A 17992-nucleotide genomic window follows, 5' to 3' on the forward strand; every position below is an offset into this window, starting at 1 on the left:
TCGATATCTTTCTCCTGTTAGTTAGTGGTTTAGTTTGTCTGTTAGTTCCCCAAAAGAACCAATTTTTTATCAGAATCCAATAGAAAAAATGTTAAAAAAAATTAAAACCGGATCGAAGGCCTTATTTTTGCATGATCTCAAAAACGGCAATATTGCTTTTTTTGGGTTATCTTAGCACTATTCTATCCATATTCAATGAATAACGAAATCGATAAAGATCCACATCAACATATAATCATAAAGGGTGCCAGAGTCCATAACCTGAAGAATATAGACGTCGCAATCCCTAAAAACAAACTGGTGGTCATCACCGGAATGTCGGGCTCAGGGAAGTCATCCCTGGCTTTTGATACGCTATATGCCGAAGGCCAAAGACGTTATGTAGAAAGTCTTTCCTCTTATGCCCGCCAATTTATGGGTAGAATGAACAAACCGGATGTAGATTATATTAAAGGGATCGCACCGGCAATTGCGATTGAGCAAAAGGTGATCACTTCAAATCCGAGGTCTACAGTAGGTACTTCTACAGAAATTTACGACTACCTGAAGTTATTGTTTTCCAGAATAGGCAAAACCTTTTCACCGGTATCGGGCGAAATCGTGAAAAAAGATACGGTGAGCACAGTGGTGGATTTTATTTCTGGTTTGGAGCCGGAAAGCGTAGTCACGATTTTCTGCCCATTATTTCCGCACAACAACAGGTCTATTAAAGAAGAATTGGCGGTATTACTGCAAAAAGGTTTTCTTAGAATCCTTTATAAAGGAGAGATTTTGAAAATAGAAGGCATTCTTGAGGATACTTCATTTGAAGATTTTGAATTGTCGGATGCCGATACGGTGCGAATTCTGATTGATCGGATTGTGGTCAATACCGATGAGGAGACCCTAAGTCGCGTAGCGGATTCCGTGCAAACCGGTTTTTTCGAAGGAAAAGGTGATTTATACGTAGAACATGATGGCAAATCGAATCATTTCTGTGATCGTTTTGAACTGGATGGCATTCGTTTCGATGAGCCAACTCCAAATTTCTTCAGTTTCAACAACCCTTATGGTGCCTGTAAAAAATGCGAAGGCTACGGAAATGTAATTGGAATTGACGAAGATCTCGTGATTCCTGACAAGAGTAAAAGCTTATATGACAATGCAATCGCTCCATGGCGAGGAGAAAAAATGCGCGAATGGCTGAATAAGCTCATCAAGAACGCAGATAAATTTAACTTCCCTATTCACCGTCCTTTTAATGAGCTTACTGAAGAGCAGCAAAGGTTGATCTGGACTGGAAATAAGTATTTTGCTGGATTAGATGCCTTTTTCAAGGAATTGGAAGAGCAGACCTTTAAAATTCAATACCGGGTGATGCTGTCCAGATATCGTGGAAAAACCGTTTGTCCCGATTGTAAGGGATCAAGATTACGCAAGGATGCTTCCTATGTGAAGATCAACGGCAAGTCGATTATTGATGTAGTTTTGATGCCTTTGGAAACTATTCTTGATTTTTTCAATCATTTGAAGCTATCTGATAATGATACAAAAATTGCAAAGCGACTATTGGCAGAAATCAGCAGTCGCGTACTGTTCCTAAATAACGTAGGGTTAGGCTATCTGACCTTAAACCGCTTATCTAATACCTTATCGGGTGGAGAATCGCAAAGAATTAACCTGGCCACTTCCTTAGGAAGTAGTTTGGTCGGTTCTATTTATGTTTTGGATGAGCCAAGTATCGGTTTACACCCAAGAGATACCAATAAACTGATTGAAGTACTCATCTCTTTGAGAAACGTTGGGAATACGGTTTTGGTGGTCGAGCATGAAGAGGAAATGATGAAAGCTGCAGACCATATTATAGATATAGGTCCTGAAGCGGGAACTCATGGTGGTCACCTGGTGTTCAGCGGGACTTATAAAGAAATTATAAAAGATAAAAACAGCCTTACTGGACGTTACCTTTCCGGAGCTGAAAAGATTGCAATTCCTACGATGAGAAGGGCGTGGAAGGACCATGTGCTGATTAAAGGTGCCAGGGAAAACAACCTAAAAAATATTGATGTGAAATTTCCTTTAGGTGTTTTCACAGTAGTGAGTGGTGTTTCTGGAAGTGGAAAAACCAGTTTAATCAAAAAGATCTTATATCCTGCTTTACAAAAGGCGATAGGTAACTATGCTGGTGAGCAAACCGGTGCTTATGATGGGATTTACGGGGATTATGAATTGGTTAGTCAGGTAGAAATGGTGGATCAGAATCCAATTGGAAGATCATCCAGATCCAATCCTGTAACCTATGTAAAGGCTTGGGATGATGTAAGGGCATTGTTTTCAGCTTTACCTGCTTCAAAAGCTGCTGGATTAAAGCCTGCGGCATTCTCCTTTAACGTAGAAGGTGGACGCTGTGATGTTTGTCAGGGGGAAGGCGAAGTGAAAATTGAAATGCAATTCATGGCCGACATTTATCTTCCTTGCGAAGCTTGTGGCGGAAGAAGGTTTAAACAACAGGTTCTCGACATCACTTATAATGATAAAAATGTAGCGGATATCCTGGATATGACCATTGATGAAGCCGTTGGGTTTTTCAAGGGAGAACCAAAAATATTAACTAAACTACAGCCCTTGGTAGATGTGGGCCTAGGTTATGTACACCTTGGTCAGTCTTCAAATACCTTATCTGGCGGAGAAGCACAGCGTATCAAACTCGCTTCATTTTTGATCAAAGGAAACAATGCAAACAAGACCTTGTTCATCTTTGATGAACCAACAACTGGTTTACATTTCCACGACATCAAGAAACTGCTGATCGCTTTGAATACTTTGATTGAACAAGGAAATACAATTCTGGTGATTGAGCACAATATGGACATGATTAAATCTGCGGATTGGATCATTGACATCGGTCCGGAAGGTGGCGATAAAGGTGGTCATGTTGTTTTTGAAGGTACGCCAGAGGATTTGGTGTCCGCTAATTCATCATATACTGCGAAGTATTTATCAGCACACATGAAATAATTGTATCTTCGCGCATGCTATTTTTAACACTCTTTTTAGGGATAATTTTGAATATGGTTGGATACATTCCTCCGGGAAATATCAACCTGACAGTAGTTCAGATTACGATTACCCGAGGAATCAGACAGGCACTTTATTTTATTGGCGCCTTTTCTGCAATAGAGATACTGTTCACTTTTGGGGTGATGAGATTTGTACAATGGCTTTCCAGTGAGATTCAATTGGGCAGTATTATTGACGTGGTGATGGTCTTCATGTTTGGGATTTTGGGAGTGATTACCTGGAGATCAAGAAAGGAGATGCCGAAGGCCGACTATTCAAAAAAAGACAGTATAAAATATGGAATGCTGCTTGGGGTAGTAAATCCTATGCAAATTCCATATTGGTTATTTGTTGGAACTTACCTGATTTCCAAAGAGTGGATCGACATTGGTTACCTTTCTTTAACGGTTTTTAGCATAGGATCAGGCATCGGTGCTGCCTTAGCATTATATGGTTTTGCGCGTTTTGCACAGTATATACAAGAGAAATTCACATTAAGCAGTTATGTAGTGAACAAAGGCATTGCCTTGTTGTTTTTTGCATTATCTGCTTATCACATTGTGAAAATCATCTACATCTATGGCTTCAAAAAATAGAAATGAACCTTTCTTTTGAAGCCAATAGGTATTCTTCAAGCCTTAATTATTGGGATTATAGAATGGATTCGACCTTCTTTATTGCTTAAGAAATTCGAGGTTCCATATCTTTTCCGCTTTTCTTCCGATGATCCAGAACGATGCTGCAAGCACACAAAAGAAAAGTGCTTTATGCCAGCTGTCCCAGAAATATTCGAAATAGCGGGTATAAAGATTGATGAAAAGAAAAGTAATACCGAATTCCCTTGCAATGTCATCTCTATATTTTAAGCCAATAAATATACTGATGACGCAGGCTGCTGCTGAAATTATGGCCCAATAGAATAAGCTCAGCTGTTTTACGCCATACCACTCCTCTAGTGTTCCGAAGTTTCCAAATACAGAAAGCAACCATAATGAGAAGAAAAGATACATCATCCCTATAATGTAAGTGATCTGAAAAAAGTGTCCCAGACTTCTATCAGAAGGGATGGCTGATGATTCTTTTGCAGTAAGGGATTCTCCTTCTTTTGTAGCTTCAGGTGATGTTCTATGCAATGCTGATGGTGGTGACGATGATGCTGTATCTAATGAATTGACCTCTGAAGCTGTTGCGTTTTCTGTTAGACTTGTTTCTGAGAATGTTCTTTTGCGAAATAAAGAAAAGCTTTTGATAGGTGTGGAAGCACCTTTCATCAGGAAGGAAGATGCGGTGAGTACCAAACCAAAGCATACAAAGCGTAAGGGGTAATTCATACCTATAAAGTACCAGTTTCCTCTGGATAGGTAGCCGCTTTCTGTCCCAAACCAGGCGCCTAAAGAAATCAAGGCAAAAGCCCAGATTAGTCTGGATTGAAAAATATAAGCGAGAATACCATAAATGAATACTGCAATGAGGAGTAACAAGGAAAAGTGTGTGCCGCTGGCATGAATCGCCTTTCCTAAATAAGCGATGGCATTGGCCGTGAGCATCACAGCAGTAAAGCCCAATGCTTCATTGCTAAATACTTCCTGCGACTTCGTTTTTTTTCTTTTGAAACTAAGGTAATACAGGTAACCTGCAGCAACTGCAGAAAGTAAACTGATCACACCATCAGAAGTCTGATACAAGCTTTCCAGATATTTGAGCACTTTATTGTCTACCAGTAATGCGCCAAGGGAAATAACCCCACAAGCCATTGCAATCCAGAACGAATATTGAGCTAACCTTCTCCAATCAAAATGCTTTGTTTCATAGCTGCTGCGTAGCTTTTCGACGTCTGCCGGACTCAATAATTTTTGTTCCTGCCAATGTTCGAGCATCTCCTCTAAAAATTCACTTTTCTCAGCGTCTATTTTCATTCAAATGTAGGGGTGATTTTTAAAAGCATAGCTCTAAATTAAGCTTATATATATGATTTATCGTATAATGATCCCGATTAATTCCTTTTTTTAGGAAAACTGTTTTGTGTATATCATTATGCATTAAAATATAAACACTGTAATCCTGGTACAGGTTTTCTGGTTTACGGAATAAATAGAATTAAGGATCTAACAGGCAAAGGATCCGTTATTCACCTGTTACTTTAAATGCCCTAAAAATAAAAAAGCCCCAAAAATATTTGAATTTTGGGGGCTGGGCATTATAAATTTTATCCGAACTGGAATTGCTTTGTCAGGTGATAGGTTTAAACTTACCTCAAGTTTGATAACAATTCTGGTACTTTCTTGCTGTTACCAACAATCCATACGATATCTTCATTTTCGAATACCAAATTAGAATCCGGATTTAATATCCTTTCTCCTTTTCGTTCTACGCCGACAACCAGTCCCTGGGTTTTTTCACGGATTCCAGAACTGCGGATACTTTGTCCATAGACAGGAGAACTGCTGTTAATGACAATTTTTTGTAATGTCATATCCTTTTTAGGGAAATGGGATTCTTCCAGTAACTCCTCTTTTGCTCCTTCAAATAACGGCTTGATGGTGGCCAGCTGGTCATCCGTACCAATCACCAATACCTTATCATTTGGATATAATCTTTCGTCCCTTCCTGGCGTTGGAATCATAATTTTTCCACGTTCAATCAAGGCAATATTGATCCCATATTTTTCTCTGATCGACAAGTCGATCAATGTTTTTCCAACCAATTCTGATTCCGGAGCCACTACCAATTCGGCAAGGTGGGTATCCCAAGGCAAAATTTCTGGCTGTTCATTTTGTTTCTCACGGGCATTCAGGTTCAACAGGAACCTGCTTTCCATCTTATTATAGAATCCCTGCAGCTTTCTGGAGAAGATAAACATGCCTAGAATGATCAATGCAATGGCCACTACTACAGCAATCCAATTGCTATAAAATTGATAAATCAGGAAGCCAACAAAAAATAGTGCCAATGAAATTCTCAGCACCTCTAACGCTACCAATGGACCGCGCGTATATTTTTTATTCAGCCATAAATGAGAATAGGCTTTTTTCTCTATTTTTCTAATCGCCAATGCCCATAGGAAAGGCGTCATCAGGATCAATGTCAGGATTAAACTGATGATAATTCCATTATGACCGTTGATGATGTTTTCCGTGATAAAAGGCTGCAGGTATTTTGAACCCAGAAAAACAATGGCAATAATGATCACTGAGTGAATAATTGTATTAAAAGTATAAGATTTCAAGAGTACTTTCCAGTCGCTCATGGTAGTAATACCAGCTGTACTTGAACTGTATCTATTGATCGCTTCCACCCATTTTTTAGGCAGCGTACGCTCCAGGAAATTGTAAAAAGGTTCAGAAGCCTGGATTAAATAAGGCGTGGTAAAAGTAGTGATTGCAGATACTGCTACCGCGATAGGGTATAGGAAGTCACTGGTCACTTTAAGTGTTAAGCCAAGTGTGGCGATAATAAATGAAAACTCTCCGATCTGTGCTAAACTTAAACCTGTTTGCACAGAAGTTTTTAAAGGCTGACCGGAAAGTAAAGCGCCCATACCAGAGCTCAGGAACTTTCCTAAGATCGTAGCGATGGTAATCACAAAAATTGGTACTGCATAATCGATCAGGATACTTGGATCAATCATCATCCCTACGGATACGAAAAATATCGCTGCAAAAAGATCTTTCACAGACTTCGTCAGGTGTTCTATACGTTCTGCCTGAGTAGTTTCTGCCAGGATGGAACCCATAATAAAAGCACCAAGAGCCGGAGAGAAACCGACTTTAACGGCCAGCAATACCATTAATAAACACAAAGCAATAGAGACGATCAGCATTGTCTCATCATTCATCAGTTTCTTCGTCGCCTTCAGGAAAGTAGGTACTAAGAAAATACCACCAATGAACCATAAAATCAGGAAGAAACTAAGTTTTAGAATAGAGATCAGCATGTCTGCACCTGCAAACTGCTGACTCACGGCGAGGGTAGAAAGTAATACTAATAACAAAATAGCAACTAAATCTTCTACAATCAGTACCCCGAAAACCAGTCCGGCGAACTTCTTATGTTTCACGCCAAGCTCTTCAAATGCACGGATAATGATCGTTGTAGAAGAAACAGAAAGAATACCTCCGAGAAAGATACTGTCCATCGTAGACCAGCCCATGACCTTACCAGCGGCAAAACCAATCAAGAGCATAAATACGACTTCCACAATTGCGGTAATAGAAGCGGAACCGCCTACCTTGACCAGCTTCTTGAAACTGAACTCCAGTCCTAAGCTAAATAGTAAGAAGATTACCCCGATTTCTGCCCAGATCGTGATGCTGGCATTGTCGGTAACAGTAGGGATGAAATTAATATGTGGGCCAACCAGAAGTCCGGCTAGGATGTATCCCAATACCAGTGGCTGTTTTATTTTTTTAAACAATAGGGTAGTGATCGCAGCTGCGGCAAGTATTAAACCTAAGTCGGTGATTAATACGGGTAAATGTATCATAGAAAGTATGTTTTTTTAAAGTTATAAAATAATATCGATGGGATTTCGACAATATTTAGCTACCAAAAAACATGTTTAGGATATAGAAAATTGAAAATATATGCATATCCAAAATTCTGAAATACGTGATACGTTCTGGTAATGACCAGTGGAATATAAATAGTTTTATCCGAATTCCTTAGAAAGAACCAAGGCGTGTAGGATTGTTTTTGTGTCGGATGACTGATATAGGAAATGTCCTCAAAAAAGACCTTCTTTAAAGAAGTACGTGCTTTAGAAAGTGGATTGAAATAGTGTTTCTTGGTGCTGAAATTGGATTTGCTCACATAAGGGCTCACCTGATCGACACCTTTTCCTTGTGCGGTTTGCAAGGAAATTACCTGGCTGAAAAATAAAAATATAGCAGATAATAAAAACCTCATTGCCGTAAATATAGCAAAAAAAAGCCTTTTTTAAGAGTAAAAAGGCTTTTAAATGTGGATTACTTCATTTTCTCGAAATAAGCCAAAGTGTCTAATTTATCCTGATGAAGCTGAATTTTAAGCGTCTCTAATCCTGTAAATTTCACATCATGACGTAAAAACTCCAGGAAAGTCATCGTGATATATTGACCGTAGATCTCTTTATTGAAATCAAAAATGTTGACTTCAATATTTCTGGTCATGCCGTTAATGGTTGGCCGCTGCCCGATATAGGCCATTCCTTTATAAGATTCATTGCCCATATCAATAGTTACGGCATAAATCCCGTCTGAAGGGATCAGTTTATAAGTCTCTTCGAGGAAGATGTTTGCTGTTGGAAAACCAATCGTCCTACCGATTTTATCGCCTTTAATTACGCGGCCATGGATAGAAAAATTATAACCTAAATAATTTGCAGCCAAGGCCACCTCACCATTCAGCAATGCTTTTCTGATTTTCGTAGAGCTTACTCCTACATCATCCACATCTTGTTCCGCGATCTCTTCAATTTTATAGTCGAATTGTTTGGATAACATTTCAAGTTCCTGCAATCCCCCTTTACGGTCCTTCCCAAAGCGATGGTCGTAACCTACAATCAGCTGTTTAATGCCTATGGTATCCACTAAAATGTTTTTAATGTATTCTGCTGGACTAAGGTTAGAAAAGTCTCTGGTAAAAGGAGTGATGATCAAATGATCAACGCCTAATTCAGAAAGGATCTTTATTTTCTCCGCGATCGTGTTGATCAGTTTCAAATCCTGGTTTTCAGGATCGATGATCATTCTTGGATGTGGAAAAAAGGTCAGGATTACACTCTCGCCACCAGTAGATTTTGCTAGTTCACAAAGTCTTTTGATGATTTTCTGATGTCCATAATGTACCCCGTCGAAAGTTCCTATTGTGGCAACGGCGTTGTCTAATTTTTTAAACTCAGAAAGATGGTGATATGTTTTCATCAGCTTGTTTTATGAATGTTGTTTTTGCTGCAGGTTTAATTGATGGTTCTGGTTTACTATGTGTTGTTCTTTACGATTACTTTGGTCTTATTTTTTATAAAGGAGCTTCATCTTTTTTGCATATGCCTTAGCGAGTATGCTGTGATTATCTATTGTGAATACGGCCTCAAATTAGTTAATGTAAAGACTGGCGTTTCAACACTACTCCACCTTTAATGTCTGCAATCTGCTGCTGGACTACAAAAGCATCCGGATCAATGTTCCTGATTTCTGTTTGCAGTTTTCCCATTTCCAGCTTGGTCAGTACGGTATATAAAATGTCTATGTCTTTCTTTACGCCGTAACCGCCTTCCCCTTTATAAATGGTAACGCCGCGTTTCATAGTTTCAATAATGTATTCTTTAATCTCATCACTCTTATCAGAAATGATCGTAACGCCCGTATATTGTTCCAGGCCGTTCACTACAAAATCAATGGTATTGGTGGCCGATAGATACGTTAAAATCGCATACATGGCCGTTTCCATACCTAGGAATATCGCGGCAAAAGAAAATATAATGATGTTTAATATCAGGATGATATTTCCTACGGTGAGCATGCTATTTCTACTGATGTACAAGGCCAATACTTCTGTTCCATCAATCACGCAGCCACCTCGCATGGCCATTCCAATTCCTCCTCCAAGAAAGAATCCCCCAAAAAAGGCGATCAGTAATGGAACATGGGTAACCGGCTGAAAAGGGAGTACCACCAGGAAAACCGCCAGTGCTGTAATTGCCAGGGCAGTTTTTAGGGCAAATGCTTTCCCGATTTGCTTATAACCGAGAAGAATAAAAGGAATATTGATCAGTATGATGAGGTAGGAGAGTTTCCAGCCGGTCAGTGTACTGATCAAAAGAGAAATACCTGTAACCCCACCATCAATGAAATGATTAGGTATCAAAAAGCTTTTCAAACCAAAACAGGCAGACACTACGCCACAAGTAATCAGTAAGAAGTCTTTTAGTGATCTTGCGTTTTTACTTTTAAAGTGGCTTTGCATCACATATTAGATTTGTGGCGCTGCTGGAGCGACCGGTAATTCTTTTTTACTACGTAGGTGAGCCACTAAATCTGCCACTTCATAAGCATTCTCTAAAGAGAAATTTCCGCTTCGTGTACGTGTTAAGGCAGATAGGTAAGCACCATTGTTTAAATGTTTTCCAAAATCAGAGATCAACGACCTGATATAGGTTCCCTTACTGCAAACAATCCTGAAGTCAACTTCCGGAAGCGCAATACGTGTGATTTCAAATTCAGAAACCGTCACAAAACGCAAACGAAGTTCTGTTTCTTCACCACGACGTGCTTTTACGTATAAGCGTTCACCATTTACTTTTACGGCAGAATGCGCCGGTGGGTATTGCTGAATATCGCCTGTGAAAGGTGCAGTAGCAGCATAGATCGCCTCCTCAGTGATTTCGTCCATAGGATATTCCTGATCCACTACAGTCTCCATATCGAAAGAAGGAGTAGAAGCCCCCAGGATCATTGTTCCTGTATATTCTTTATCTTCCGCTTGAAATGTATCAATTTGCTTGGTTAATTTTCCGGTGCAAAGGATTAGTAATCCTGTAGCCAGAGGATCCAATGTACCCGCATGACCCACCTTCACCTTTAAAGGTTTTAGCGAGTTTCTAATTTTTCCAACTACATCAAAGCTGGTCCACTGATAAGGCTTGTTGATGAGTAACAATTCACCTTCAGCAAAATTAAAGTCTGGAAAGGTCTTCGTATTTAAGTTATTTTCACTCTCTGTCATTGCAATACACGCTATTTTTTAATACGTTTTCTTTGTAATATTTTTTTGGTTGATCAGGGTTTTCAATTGAGCAACCCAGTAGGCAACCTGTTTGTCAAACTCGCTTGTCGCTTGGTCAAAGTTATCAAATGAGAAACCTACCAAGCAGCCTTTTTTGCAACAGGCAGATTTTTTTCAATCAAGTATGGATCTAGCCAGTTTTAACGCTCATTAAATCGCCAGGTCAATTCCCGAGAAATAAAGCGCGAGAATAACCACCCCAATAATAATTCTATAATAACCAAAAACTCTGAACCCATGTTTCGATAAAAATCCAATAAATGATTTTATCGCAATAATCGCTACAATAAAAGCAATCACGTTACCAAAAAGCAAAAGCTTGATGTTATCTCCATTTAACAAATGAGCACCTTTTAAAAGCTTATAACCTGTTGCTGCGCACATCGTTGGAACGGCTAAAAAGAAGGAGAATTCTGCGGCTGCATGTCTGGTTAATTTCTGCTGCATACCACCGATAATGGTAGCTGCACTTCTGCTTAAACCTGGAAATACGACTGCCAATACCTGGAAACAGCCAATTTTAAAGGCAGACATGTTGGTGATGTCGGCTTCATGATCAATCTCTGGATTTTTAAATACTTTGTCGATGAAGAGCAGCACAATACCACCTAACAACAAGATTACCGCAATAAAGATCGGGCTTCCCAGTTTATCATCAATAAAATCGTTCAGTAAATAGCCAAATCCCAACGCAGGAATGACGGCGATCAGGAGTTTCACATAAAATTGCCATTTGCTGAAGTCAAAAAACTTCTTCCAATACAGCACTACAACAGCTAGAATTGCGCCCAGTTGTATGGCAACTTCAAATAGTTTTACAAATTCATCATTTCCAATTCCCATTACGGCACTGGCAATCACCATGTGGCCGGTAGAAGAAACTGGCAAAAACTCCGTTAACCCCTCTATAATAGCGAGGATAAGGGCCTGTAAATAGTTCATAGAGGCAGGTTATTTTTTTAGAATGGCATAAACTCCGAAAGCAAATCCAAATAACACCGTCATTGGTGCTAAAGTGGTTTTTCTGAAGTCGTAAATATCAGTGGTCCCCATCATTAAGATAAAGCCCAATACTACAATTGCGATGCTGATCAACAGCAATTGATAGTTCTTTTTTGTAAAAACAAGTTCAGATTTGCTTTCCTGATTTACAGGAGCTGTTTTTTTCTCTGTCATTAGTTATAAAGGTCGTAAATTTTTAAACGTAAATATTTGCTGACTGCAAACGCAGTGCTGATGGCGGTAATAAAGATACCAATGCCTACTAAGCTCAGCAATACAATACCAAATTCTGTATAATTTCTTAGAATAATGATTTCAGGAATCTCTCTTTGTGCATAATATAAAATACCCAACAGAATTAAAATCGCAATAAATGCAGCGATTAAACCATGTAATGCGGCCAATAAAATGAAAGGCTTGCGGATAAAGTTTCTGGTAGCACCAACCAATTGCATGCTTTTTATTAAAAAGCGCTGCGAATAAATGGCCAGACGGATGGTGTTGTTAATTAAAGCAATGGAAATCACCAATAGAATTGCTGCAAAAGCAAGGATAATCAAACCAATCGTATTGATGTTCTTATTGACCATATCAATTAAAGAGCTTTGATAAATCACCTCTTTAACCACCGGATTTTTTGCAATGCTTGCTTTTAGTGCCTCAATACTTTTATTATTCGCATAATCTGCTTTCAAGTAAACATCCACAGTGGAAAGTAATGGGTTATACCCTAAAAAGTTTACGAAATCTTCGCCCAGATCGGTGGTCAGATTTTTTGCCGCCATCTCTTTATTCACATATTGTGTGTTTTTGATCGCTGGATTGGCATTCAACTCCTTTTGAAAAGCTAAAACATCCGCTTCTTTTGCGCCTTCATCCACAATGATGTTCAATACGATATTCTCTTTAACGTAGTTGGAAAGATTTTTTGCATGTACTAAAATCAAACCCAACATACCCAGCATCAATAGCACCAAAGCTATACTGAAAATCGTAGAAATATAAATGGTTTTTGTCTTCTTAGAAGCATCGCTATCTTCAAATTCTTCCATGTATGTGTTTTTATGTTGTGCGAAAATAAAAAAATATAAGCAACTAATTTAAAATTATAGCCTTTATCCCTTTTTAATCTTTAAAACTACAACGTCTGATCGCTTAAAATAGTTTAGAACACTTGGTTATATCCTTCCAATTTTAGAAAGAAAGCCCAGTCTACGCAAATCTTGTGTAACATTTTTGTACCAAAAGGGAGTTTTTAGCGTTATTTTCGTGTTGTCGATCAGATTGGAGCCCAATAATGAACAACATATTGTGTTCGGGATTAAATCTGAAAACCAATAAAAATTAATCCAACCTATTTAGTAAAATCATTTGAAAACAACAAAACCACCTATGAAGAAACAACTTACTTATGCTGCAATACTGCTATTTTTCATGGCAGGGATCGCCACGGGATGTAAAAAGGAAACGGGAGCAGACAGGCCATTAAAAAAGAAAATAGAAGGCAAATGGCAGGTCGCCAAAGTAGAAACAACAATTGAAGGAACAGCAATGACGACCTATACCGGCATCCCAACCGATTTTTTTGAATTCCGTACTGACGATAATGACCAGGTAGAAGTGAGTATCGGGGCGCAGCGGACACTTGGAACTTATGCTACTCTGGCAAATGGCGACCTGACCCTGTCTTTATCCGGAAAAATACTCAAAAGTGCAGTCAACACCATTACCGACAATAAGTTTGAATTCACAGCCACAGTGGAGGGTTCCAGCCCTAAAGAAGTTAGAAAATACTACTTGAGCAGATAAAATTAAAGACAATAGCATCCCTATTCGCTAAACGCTGCCCTTTTGTTTTCAAAAACAATATGGGCAGCTTTTTTTATATTTGCCTGAAGCCTTCCAATCTGAAAACCTCAAGGCTGGTATATGACGGAAAACAACGGCAACTTTTTAGGCGACTTACCCAGATTTCTTAACCAGAATACCATTTTTTGTTACCTGTTAAAATGGACCATCATCTGCATTTTGGTGGGTGCTGCTGCGGGAACACTGTCCGCCTTGTTCCTTAGCCTTTTAAATTTAGCAACAGATTTTAGAAACAGTCATCCTCAGATGGTCTATCTGCTGCCATTAGCTGGTTTTTTTATCGGCTTCATTTATTATCATAAAGGAAAGGGGGTAGAAAGAGGAAACAACCTTGTTTTTGATACGATCCACAATCCTAAAGATGTGATCCCATTTAAAATGACACCCTTAGTGTTATTTGGCACCATCATCACCCATTTGTTTGGTGGTTCTGCAGGAAGGGAAGGAACGGCTTTACAAATGGCTGCCGCAACCGCTGATCAATTACACGAGCCTTTTAAACTCAGTCCTTCCGACCGGAAAATCCTGCTGATTGCTGGATTAAGTGCCGGTTTTGCCTCCGTTTTTGGTACGCCATGGGCAGGTGCTGTATTTGGAATTGAAGTGTTACTGATGGGGAAAATTCCTCAGAAATCTATATTCCCTGCAATTGCAGCCGCATTTATTGGCGCCTATGTCACCGGATTATGGGGCGTAGGACATACCCATTATCACATCAACCTTGTGCCCAGAATATCCATGATGGGTGTGCTTTATAGCATGGTGGCCGGCCTTGCCTTCAGCATTGCTGCAGTTTCCTTTGTCAGGATCACCGATTTACTCTCCTCCATTTTTAAAAAAATAAAATATCCGGCAATTCGTCCCGTCATTGGCGGTTTTATTGTGCTTGGAATGGTGCTGCTGCTCGGTACTCATAAATACATCGGATTAGGAATTCCGGTTATTGTAGGTGCTTTTCAACAAGCTTCGCAACCAGCCGACTTTGCCTTGAAAATCTTACTCACCGCCATCACACTTGCCGCCGGATTTAAAGGCGGAGAGGTGACCCCATTGTTTTTCATTGGTGCCACACTTGGCAGCGCGCTTTCTGTTTTTCTACCTTTGCCAGTTGCTCTGCTTGCCGGAATGGGCTTTGTAGCCGTATTTGCCGGAGCTGCTAAAACGCCAATTGCCTGCTGTATCATGGCTTTCGAATTGTTTGGTATTTCCTGTGGATGGTACGTTGCCATTGCCTGTGTGATTGCTTTCCTCGCCTCTGGACACCATAGCATCTACAATGCGCCTGAAAATAAAAGCCCTAAACATTTACTTTTTGGCAGGCTTGGAATTTAATAAGGGCAATCCCGCCAGGAAATCCTTCAAAACGAAGCCCCTAAACGACCTATTTTAGAAAGCGTTTCTAATCCAACCTTTATTTCCTTATTTTCGCGCTATATATAAGGATATAAGGCAAAGCTGTAATGGATTATCAATTTAAAGAAATAGAACAAAAGTGGCAAGAGTTTTGGGCTAAAAATCAAACGTTTAAAGCAGAAGATCAGTCTGCGAAACCTAAGTTTTACGTACTGGATATGTTTCCTTACCCTTCGGGAGCAGGCTTACATGTGGGTCACCCGCTCGGTTATATTGCCTCCGATATATTTACCAGATATAAAAGGTTAAAAGGATACAATGTATTGCATCCGATGGGATATGATTCTTTTGGTTTGCCGGCAGAACAATATGCGATTCAAACCGGTCAGCATCCGGCATTAACTACGGAAACCAATATCAATACTTACAGAAGACAATTAGATCAGATCGGTTTCTCTTTTGATTGGAGTAAAGAAGTACGTACCAGTGACCCTGAATATTATAAATGGACACAGTGGATCTTTATGCAGCTGTTCAATTCCTGGTATAACAAGGAAACTGACCGCGCGGAAGACATCACCAGCTTAATAGAAAAATTTAATGCTTCGGGCAGCGCTGATGTAAAAGCAGTTTGCGATGAAGATACAAAATCGTTCCTGCCTAGCGACTGGGCCACAATGACCCCAGAAGAAAAACAGGAAGAACTGTTAAAGTACCGCTTAACTTATCTTAGAGAAAGTACGGTAAACTGGTGCCCGGCATTGGGAACAGTATTGGCAAATGATGAGGTGATTGGTGGTTACTCAGAACGTGGTGGCCATCCGGTAGAGCAAAAGAAAATGATGCAGTGGAGTATGCGTATTTCTGCGTATGCAGAGCGATTGCTGCAAGGCTTAAACACCATCGACTGGCCTGAACCGGTTAAAGAAATGCAGCGCAACTGGATTGGAAAAAGTGTGGGCGCAAGCGTTCGCTTTAAAATCGAAGGCGCAGCAGACCTAACTGGACTAACCCAGGATTATATTGAAGTTTTCACTACTCGTGTAGATACAATTTTTGGAGTTTCTTACCTGGTACTAGCGCCAGAACATGAATTGGTGACTGCCTTGACTAAGCCAGAACAACTGGATGGTGTAAATAACTACATCGCTCAAACGAAGAAAAAGTCTGAGCTAGACCGTATGTCTGATGTAAAAACTGTTTCTGGTGCATTTACAGGTTCGTATGTGATCAATCCGGTAAGCGGCGAACGCGTGCAATTGTGGATCGCTGATTACGTATTGGCAGGATATGGAACGGGTGCCGTAATGGGCGTACCTAGCGGTGATCAGCGCGACTGGCTATTTGCAACCCATTTCAATTTGCCGATTGTGCAGATCTTAGATAGTCAGAAAGACATCGAAACACAAGCAGATTCAACCAAAGAAGGTAAATACATCAACTCTGGTTTCATCAACGGAATGACTTATGCGGAGGCGACAGAAACCTTGAACAACTGGTTAGAAGCGGAAGGCGTAGGAAAAGCGAAAATTAATTACCGCATGCGTGATGCAATCTTTGGTCGCCAGCGCTATTGGGGAGAGCCAATTCCAGTATACTTTAAAAATGGATTGCCATACCTGATCAAGGAAGAAGAATTACCTTTATTGCTTCCTGAAATCGATAAATATTTACCTACAGAAAGCGGCGAACCACCATTGGGAAGAGCTGAAAACTGGAGCTACGATGACCAATACGAATATGAACTGAGTACTATGCCAGGTTGGGCAGGTTCCAGCTGGTACTGGTACCGCTACATGGACGCTAATAATAAATCTGCTTTTGCTTCGGAAGAAGCCATTGAATATTGGAAAGATGTAGATTTATATATTGGTGGTGCAGAACATGCTACCGGACACTTGTTATACAGTCGTTTCTGGAATAAGTTCCTGAAAGATCTTGGACACGTAAAAGCGGAAGAGCCTTTCAAGAAACTGATCAACCAGGGGATGATTCAGGGAAGATCTAACTTCGTATACCGTGTGGTAGATGAAGAAGGAAAAGGAACGAACACTTTGGTTTCTTACGGACTAAGAAAAGACTATAAAACTACGCCGCTGCATGTTGATGTAAACATCGTAGAAAATGAAATTTTAAATATTCCTGCTTTTAAATTGTTCAGACCTGAATTTGCTGATGCAGAATTTATCCTGGAAAATGGAAAATACATCTGTGGTGTAGAAGTAGAGAAAATGTCTAAATCTAAATTCAATGTTGTAAATCCTGATGTATTGATCGCCAGTTATGGTGCTGATACGTTGAGAATGTACGAAATGTTTTTAGGACCATTGGAGCAGAGCAAACCATGGAATACCAATGGGATTGAAGGCGTATTTAAATTCCTTCGTAAATTCTGGAGATTATTCCACAATGATGCATGGGTGTTCAATGTAAGTGATTCAGTTCCTGCAAAAGCAGAATTAAAAGCATTGCATAAAATCATTAAAAAAGTACAGGATGATGTGGAACGTTTCTCGTTCAATACTTCTGTTTCCAGCTTTATGATTGCTGTGAATGAGCTGACTGAGCTGAAATGTAAAAACCGTCAGGTATTAGAAGATCTGGTGGTGGTACTTTCTCCATATGCACCGCATATCTGTGAAGAACTTTGGGCAAATCTAGGCCATGATGCAGGAAGTTTATCTTATGCAAAATATCCGGAATTCAATCCTGCATATATGGTAGAAGATGAGTTCTCTTATCCGGTATCCGTAAATGGGAAAACTAGGTTGAACCTTAATCTAAGTCTGACTTTAGAAGCTAAAGAGATCGAAGAGATTGTATTGGCGGATGAGCAGGTGCAAAAATACCTGGAAGGTAAAACCCCTAAAAAGGTGATTATTGTGAAAGGACGTATTGTGAACCTTGTGATCTAATCAAATGATCCTATTTTGAATAAAAAGGCGCTGGGCATTATGTTCAGCGCCTT

14 protein-coding genes are annotated in these 17992 nt (G+C 39.7%); 5 read left to right on the forward strand and 9 right to left on the reverse strand.

Features of this window, described 5'->3' with window-relative positions; all coding sequences use genetic code 11:
* Positions 1-195 precede the first annotated feature (195 nt).
* Together uvrA and K7X70_RS03990 are read left to right on the forward strand one after the other, a co-directional pair.
* A complete protein-coding gene (gene uvrA, locus K7X70_RS03985; RefSeq protein ID WP_222535863.1) occupies positions 196-2997 on the forward strand; it encodes an excinuclease ABC subunit UvrA in 2802 nt (933 codons plus the stop codon).
* Between the two features lie 53 nt (positions 2998-3050).
* Positions 3051-3635, forward strand: coding sequence for a lysine transporter LysE (locus K7X70_RS03990; protein WP_231635017.1), 585 nt, complete (start codon positions 3051-3053; stop codon positions 3633-3635).
* 78 nt (positions 3636-3713) lie between these two features.
* Here the strand turns inward: K7X70_RS03990 and K7X70_RS24380 are convergent, their stop codons facing one another.
* The 9 genes from K7X70_RS24380 to K7X70_RS04040 form a co-directional block, all read right to left on the reverse strand.
* Positions 3714-4955: a DUF2157 domain-containing protein gene (locus K7X70_RS24380; RefSeq protein ID WP_255606900.1), complete on the reverse strand. Its 1242-nt coding sequence runs from the start codon at positions 4953-4955 to the stop codon at positions 3714-3716.
* Between the two features lie 332 nt (positions 4956-5287).
* Entirely contained in the window at positions 5288-7522 is a 2235-nt protein-coding gene (locus K7X70_RS04005; protein ID WP_222535864.1) for a cation:proton antiporter, read from the reverse strand.
* Positions 7523-7581: 59 nt separating this feature from the next.
* Complete coding sequence (locus tag K7X70_RS04010) at positions 7582-7944, reverse strand: hypothetical protein (RefSeq protein ID WP_222535865.1); 363 nt, start codon at positions 7942-7944, stop codon at positions 7582-7584.
* A 59-nt stretch (positions 7945-8003) separates the two neighbouring features.
* Entirely contained in the window at positions 8004-8939 is a 936-nt protein-coding gene (locus K7X70_RS04015) for a bifunctional riboflavin kinase/FAD synthetase (RefSeq protein ID WP_222535866.1), read from the reverse strand.
* A 175-nt stretch (positions 8940-9114) separates the two neighbouring features.
* Positions 9115-9981, reverse strand: coding sequence for a YitT family protein (locus tag K7X70_RS04020; RefSeq protein WP_222535867.1), 867 nt, complete (start codon positions 9979-9981; stop codon positions 9115-9117).
* A 6-nt stretch (positions 9982-9987) separates the two neighbouring features.
* Complete coding sequence (truB, locus tag K7X70_RS04025) at positions 9988-10740, reverse strand: tRNA pseudouridine(55) synthase TruB (RefSeq protein ID WP_222535868.1); 753 nt, start codon at positions 10738-10740, stop codon at positions 9988-9990.
* Between the two features lie 210 nt (positions 10741-10950).
* Entirely contained in the window at positions 10951-11742 is a 792-nt protein-coding gene (locus K7X70_RS04030) for an undecaprenyl-diphosphate phosphatase (protein ID WP_062546938.1), read from the reverse strand.
* A 9-nt stretch (positions 11743-11751) separates the two neighbouring features.
* Positions 11752-11976, reverse strand: coding sequence for a DUF3098 domain-containing protein (locus K7X70_RS04035; RefSeq protein ID WP_187667648.1), 225 nt, complete (start codon positions 11974-11976; stop codon positions 11752-11754).
* The gene (locus tag K7X70_RS04040) at positions 11976-12854 is read right to left on the reverse strand and encodes a cell division protein FtsX (RefSeq protein WP_222535869.1); all 879 of its coding nucleotides are present in this window, start codon (positions 12852-12854) and stop codon (positions 11976-11978) included. The genes K7X70_RS04035 and K7X70_RS04040 overlap by 1 nt, the downstream gene beginning before the upstream one ends.
* Positions 12855-13194: 340 nt before the next feature.
* Here K7X70_RS04040 and K7X70_RS04045 point away from each other — a divergent pair, with 340 nt between their 5' ends.
* From K7X70_RS04045 to leuS, 3 genes are all read left to right on the forward strand, one after another.
* Positions 13195-13611 (forward strand): lipocalin family protein, encoded by a 417-nt coding sequence (locus K7X70_RS04045; protein WP_222535870.1) that lies wholly within the window; start codon positions 13195-13197, stop codon positions 13609-13611.
* 120 nt (positions 13612-13731) lie between these two features.
* Complete coding sequence (locus tag K7X70_RS04050; RefSeq protein WP_222535871.1) at positions 13732-15003, forward strand: chloride channel protein; 1272 nt, start codon at positions 13732-13734, stop codon at positions 15001-15003.
* Positions 15004-15131: 128 nt separating this feature from the next.
* Entirely contained in the window at positions 15132-17939 is a 2808-nt protein-coding gene (gene leuS / locus K7X70_RS04055; RefSeq protein ID WP_222535872.1) for a leucine--tRNA ligase, read from the forward strand.
* The last annotated feature ends 53 nt before the right edge of the window (positions 17940-17992 follow it).

The sequence above is a fragment of the Pedobacter polysacchareus genome, from assembly GCF_019802255.1.
GTDB lineage: Bacteria > Bacteroidota > Bacteroidia > Sphingobacteriales > Sphingobacteriaceae > Pedobacter > Pedobacter polysacchareus.

Bases quoted from the DNA above. Each gene is read 5' to 3' on its own strand.
- uvrA (WP_222535863.1), top strand. From the start codon at position 196: ATGAATAACGAAATCGATAAAGATCCACATCAACATATAATCATAAAG.
- K7X70_RS03990 (WP_231635017.1), top strand. From the start codon at position 3,051: ATGGTTGGATACATTCCTCCGGGAAATATCAACCTGACAGTAGTTCAG.
- K7X70_RS24380 (WP_255606900.1), bottom strand. From the start codon at position 4,955: ATGAAAATAGACGCTGAGAAAAGTGAATTTTTAGAGGAGATGCTCGAA.
- K7X70_RS04005 (WP_222535864.1), bottom strand. From the start codon at position 7,522: ATGATACATTTACCCGTATTAATCACCGACTTAGGTTTAATACTTGCC.
- K7X70_RS04010 (WP_222535865.1), bottom strand. From the start codon at position 7,944: ATGAGGTTTTTATTATCTGCTATATTTTTATTTTTCAGCCAGGTAATT.
- K7X70_RS04015 (WP_222535866.1), bottom strand. From the start codon at position 8,939: ATGAAAACATATCACCATCTTTCTGAGTTTAAAAAATTAGACAACGCC.
- K7X70_RS04020 (WP_222535867.1), bottom strand. From the start codon at position 9,981: ATGCAAAGCCACTTTAAAAGTAAAAACGCAAGATCACTAAAAGACTTC.
- truB (WP_222535868.1), bottom strand. From the start codon at position 10,740: ATGACAGAGAGTGAAAATAACTTAAATACGAAGACCTTTCCAGACTTT.
- K7X70_RS04030 (WP_062546938.1), bottom strand. From the start codon at position 11,742: ATGAACTATTTACAGGCCCTTATCCTCGCTATTATAGAGGGGTTAACG.
- K7X70_RS04035 (WP_187667648.1), bottom strand. From the start codon at position 11,976: ATGACAGAGAAAAAAACAGCTCCTGTAAATCAGGAAAGCAAATCTGAA.
- K7X70_RS04040 (WP_222535869.1), bottom strand. From the start codon at position 12,854: ATGGAAGAATTTGAAGATAGCGATGCTTCTAAGAAGACAAAAACCATT.
- K7X70_RS04045 (WP_222535870.1), top strand. From the start codon at position 13,195: ATGAAGAAACAACTTACTTATGCTGCAATACTGCTATTTTTCATGGCA.
- K7X70_RS04050 (WP_222535871.1), top strand. From the start codon at position 13,732: ATGACGGAAAACAACGGCAACTTTTTAGGCGACTTACCCAGATTTCTT.
- leuS (WP_222535872.1), top strand. From the start codon at position 15,132: ATGGATTATCAATTTAAAGAAATAGAACAAAAGTGGCAAGAGTTTTGG.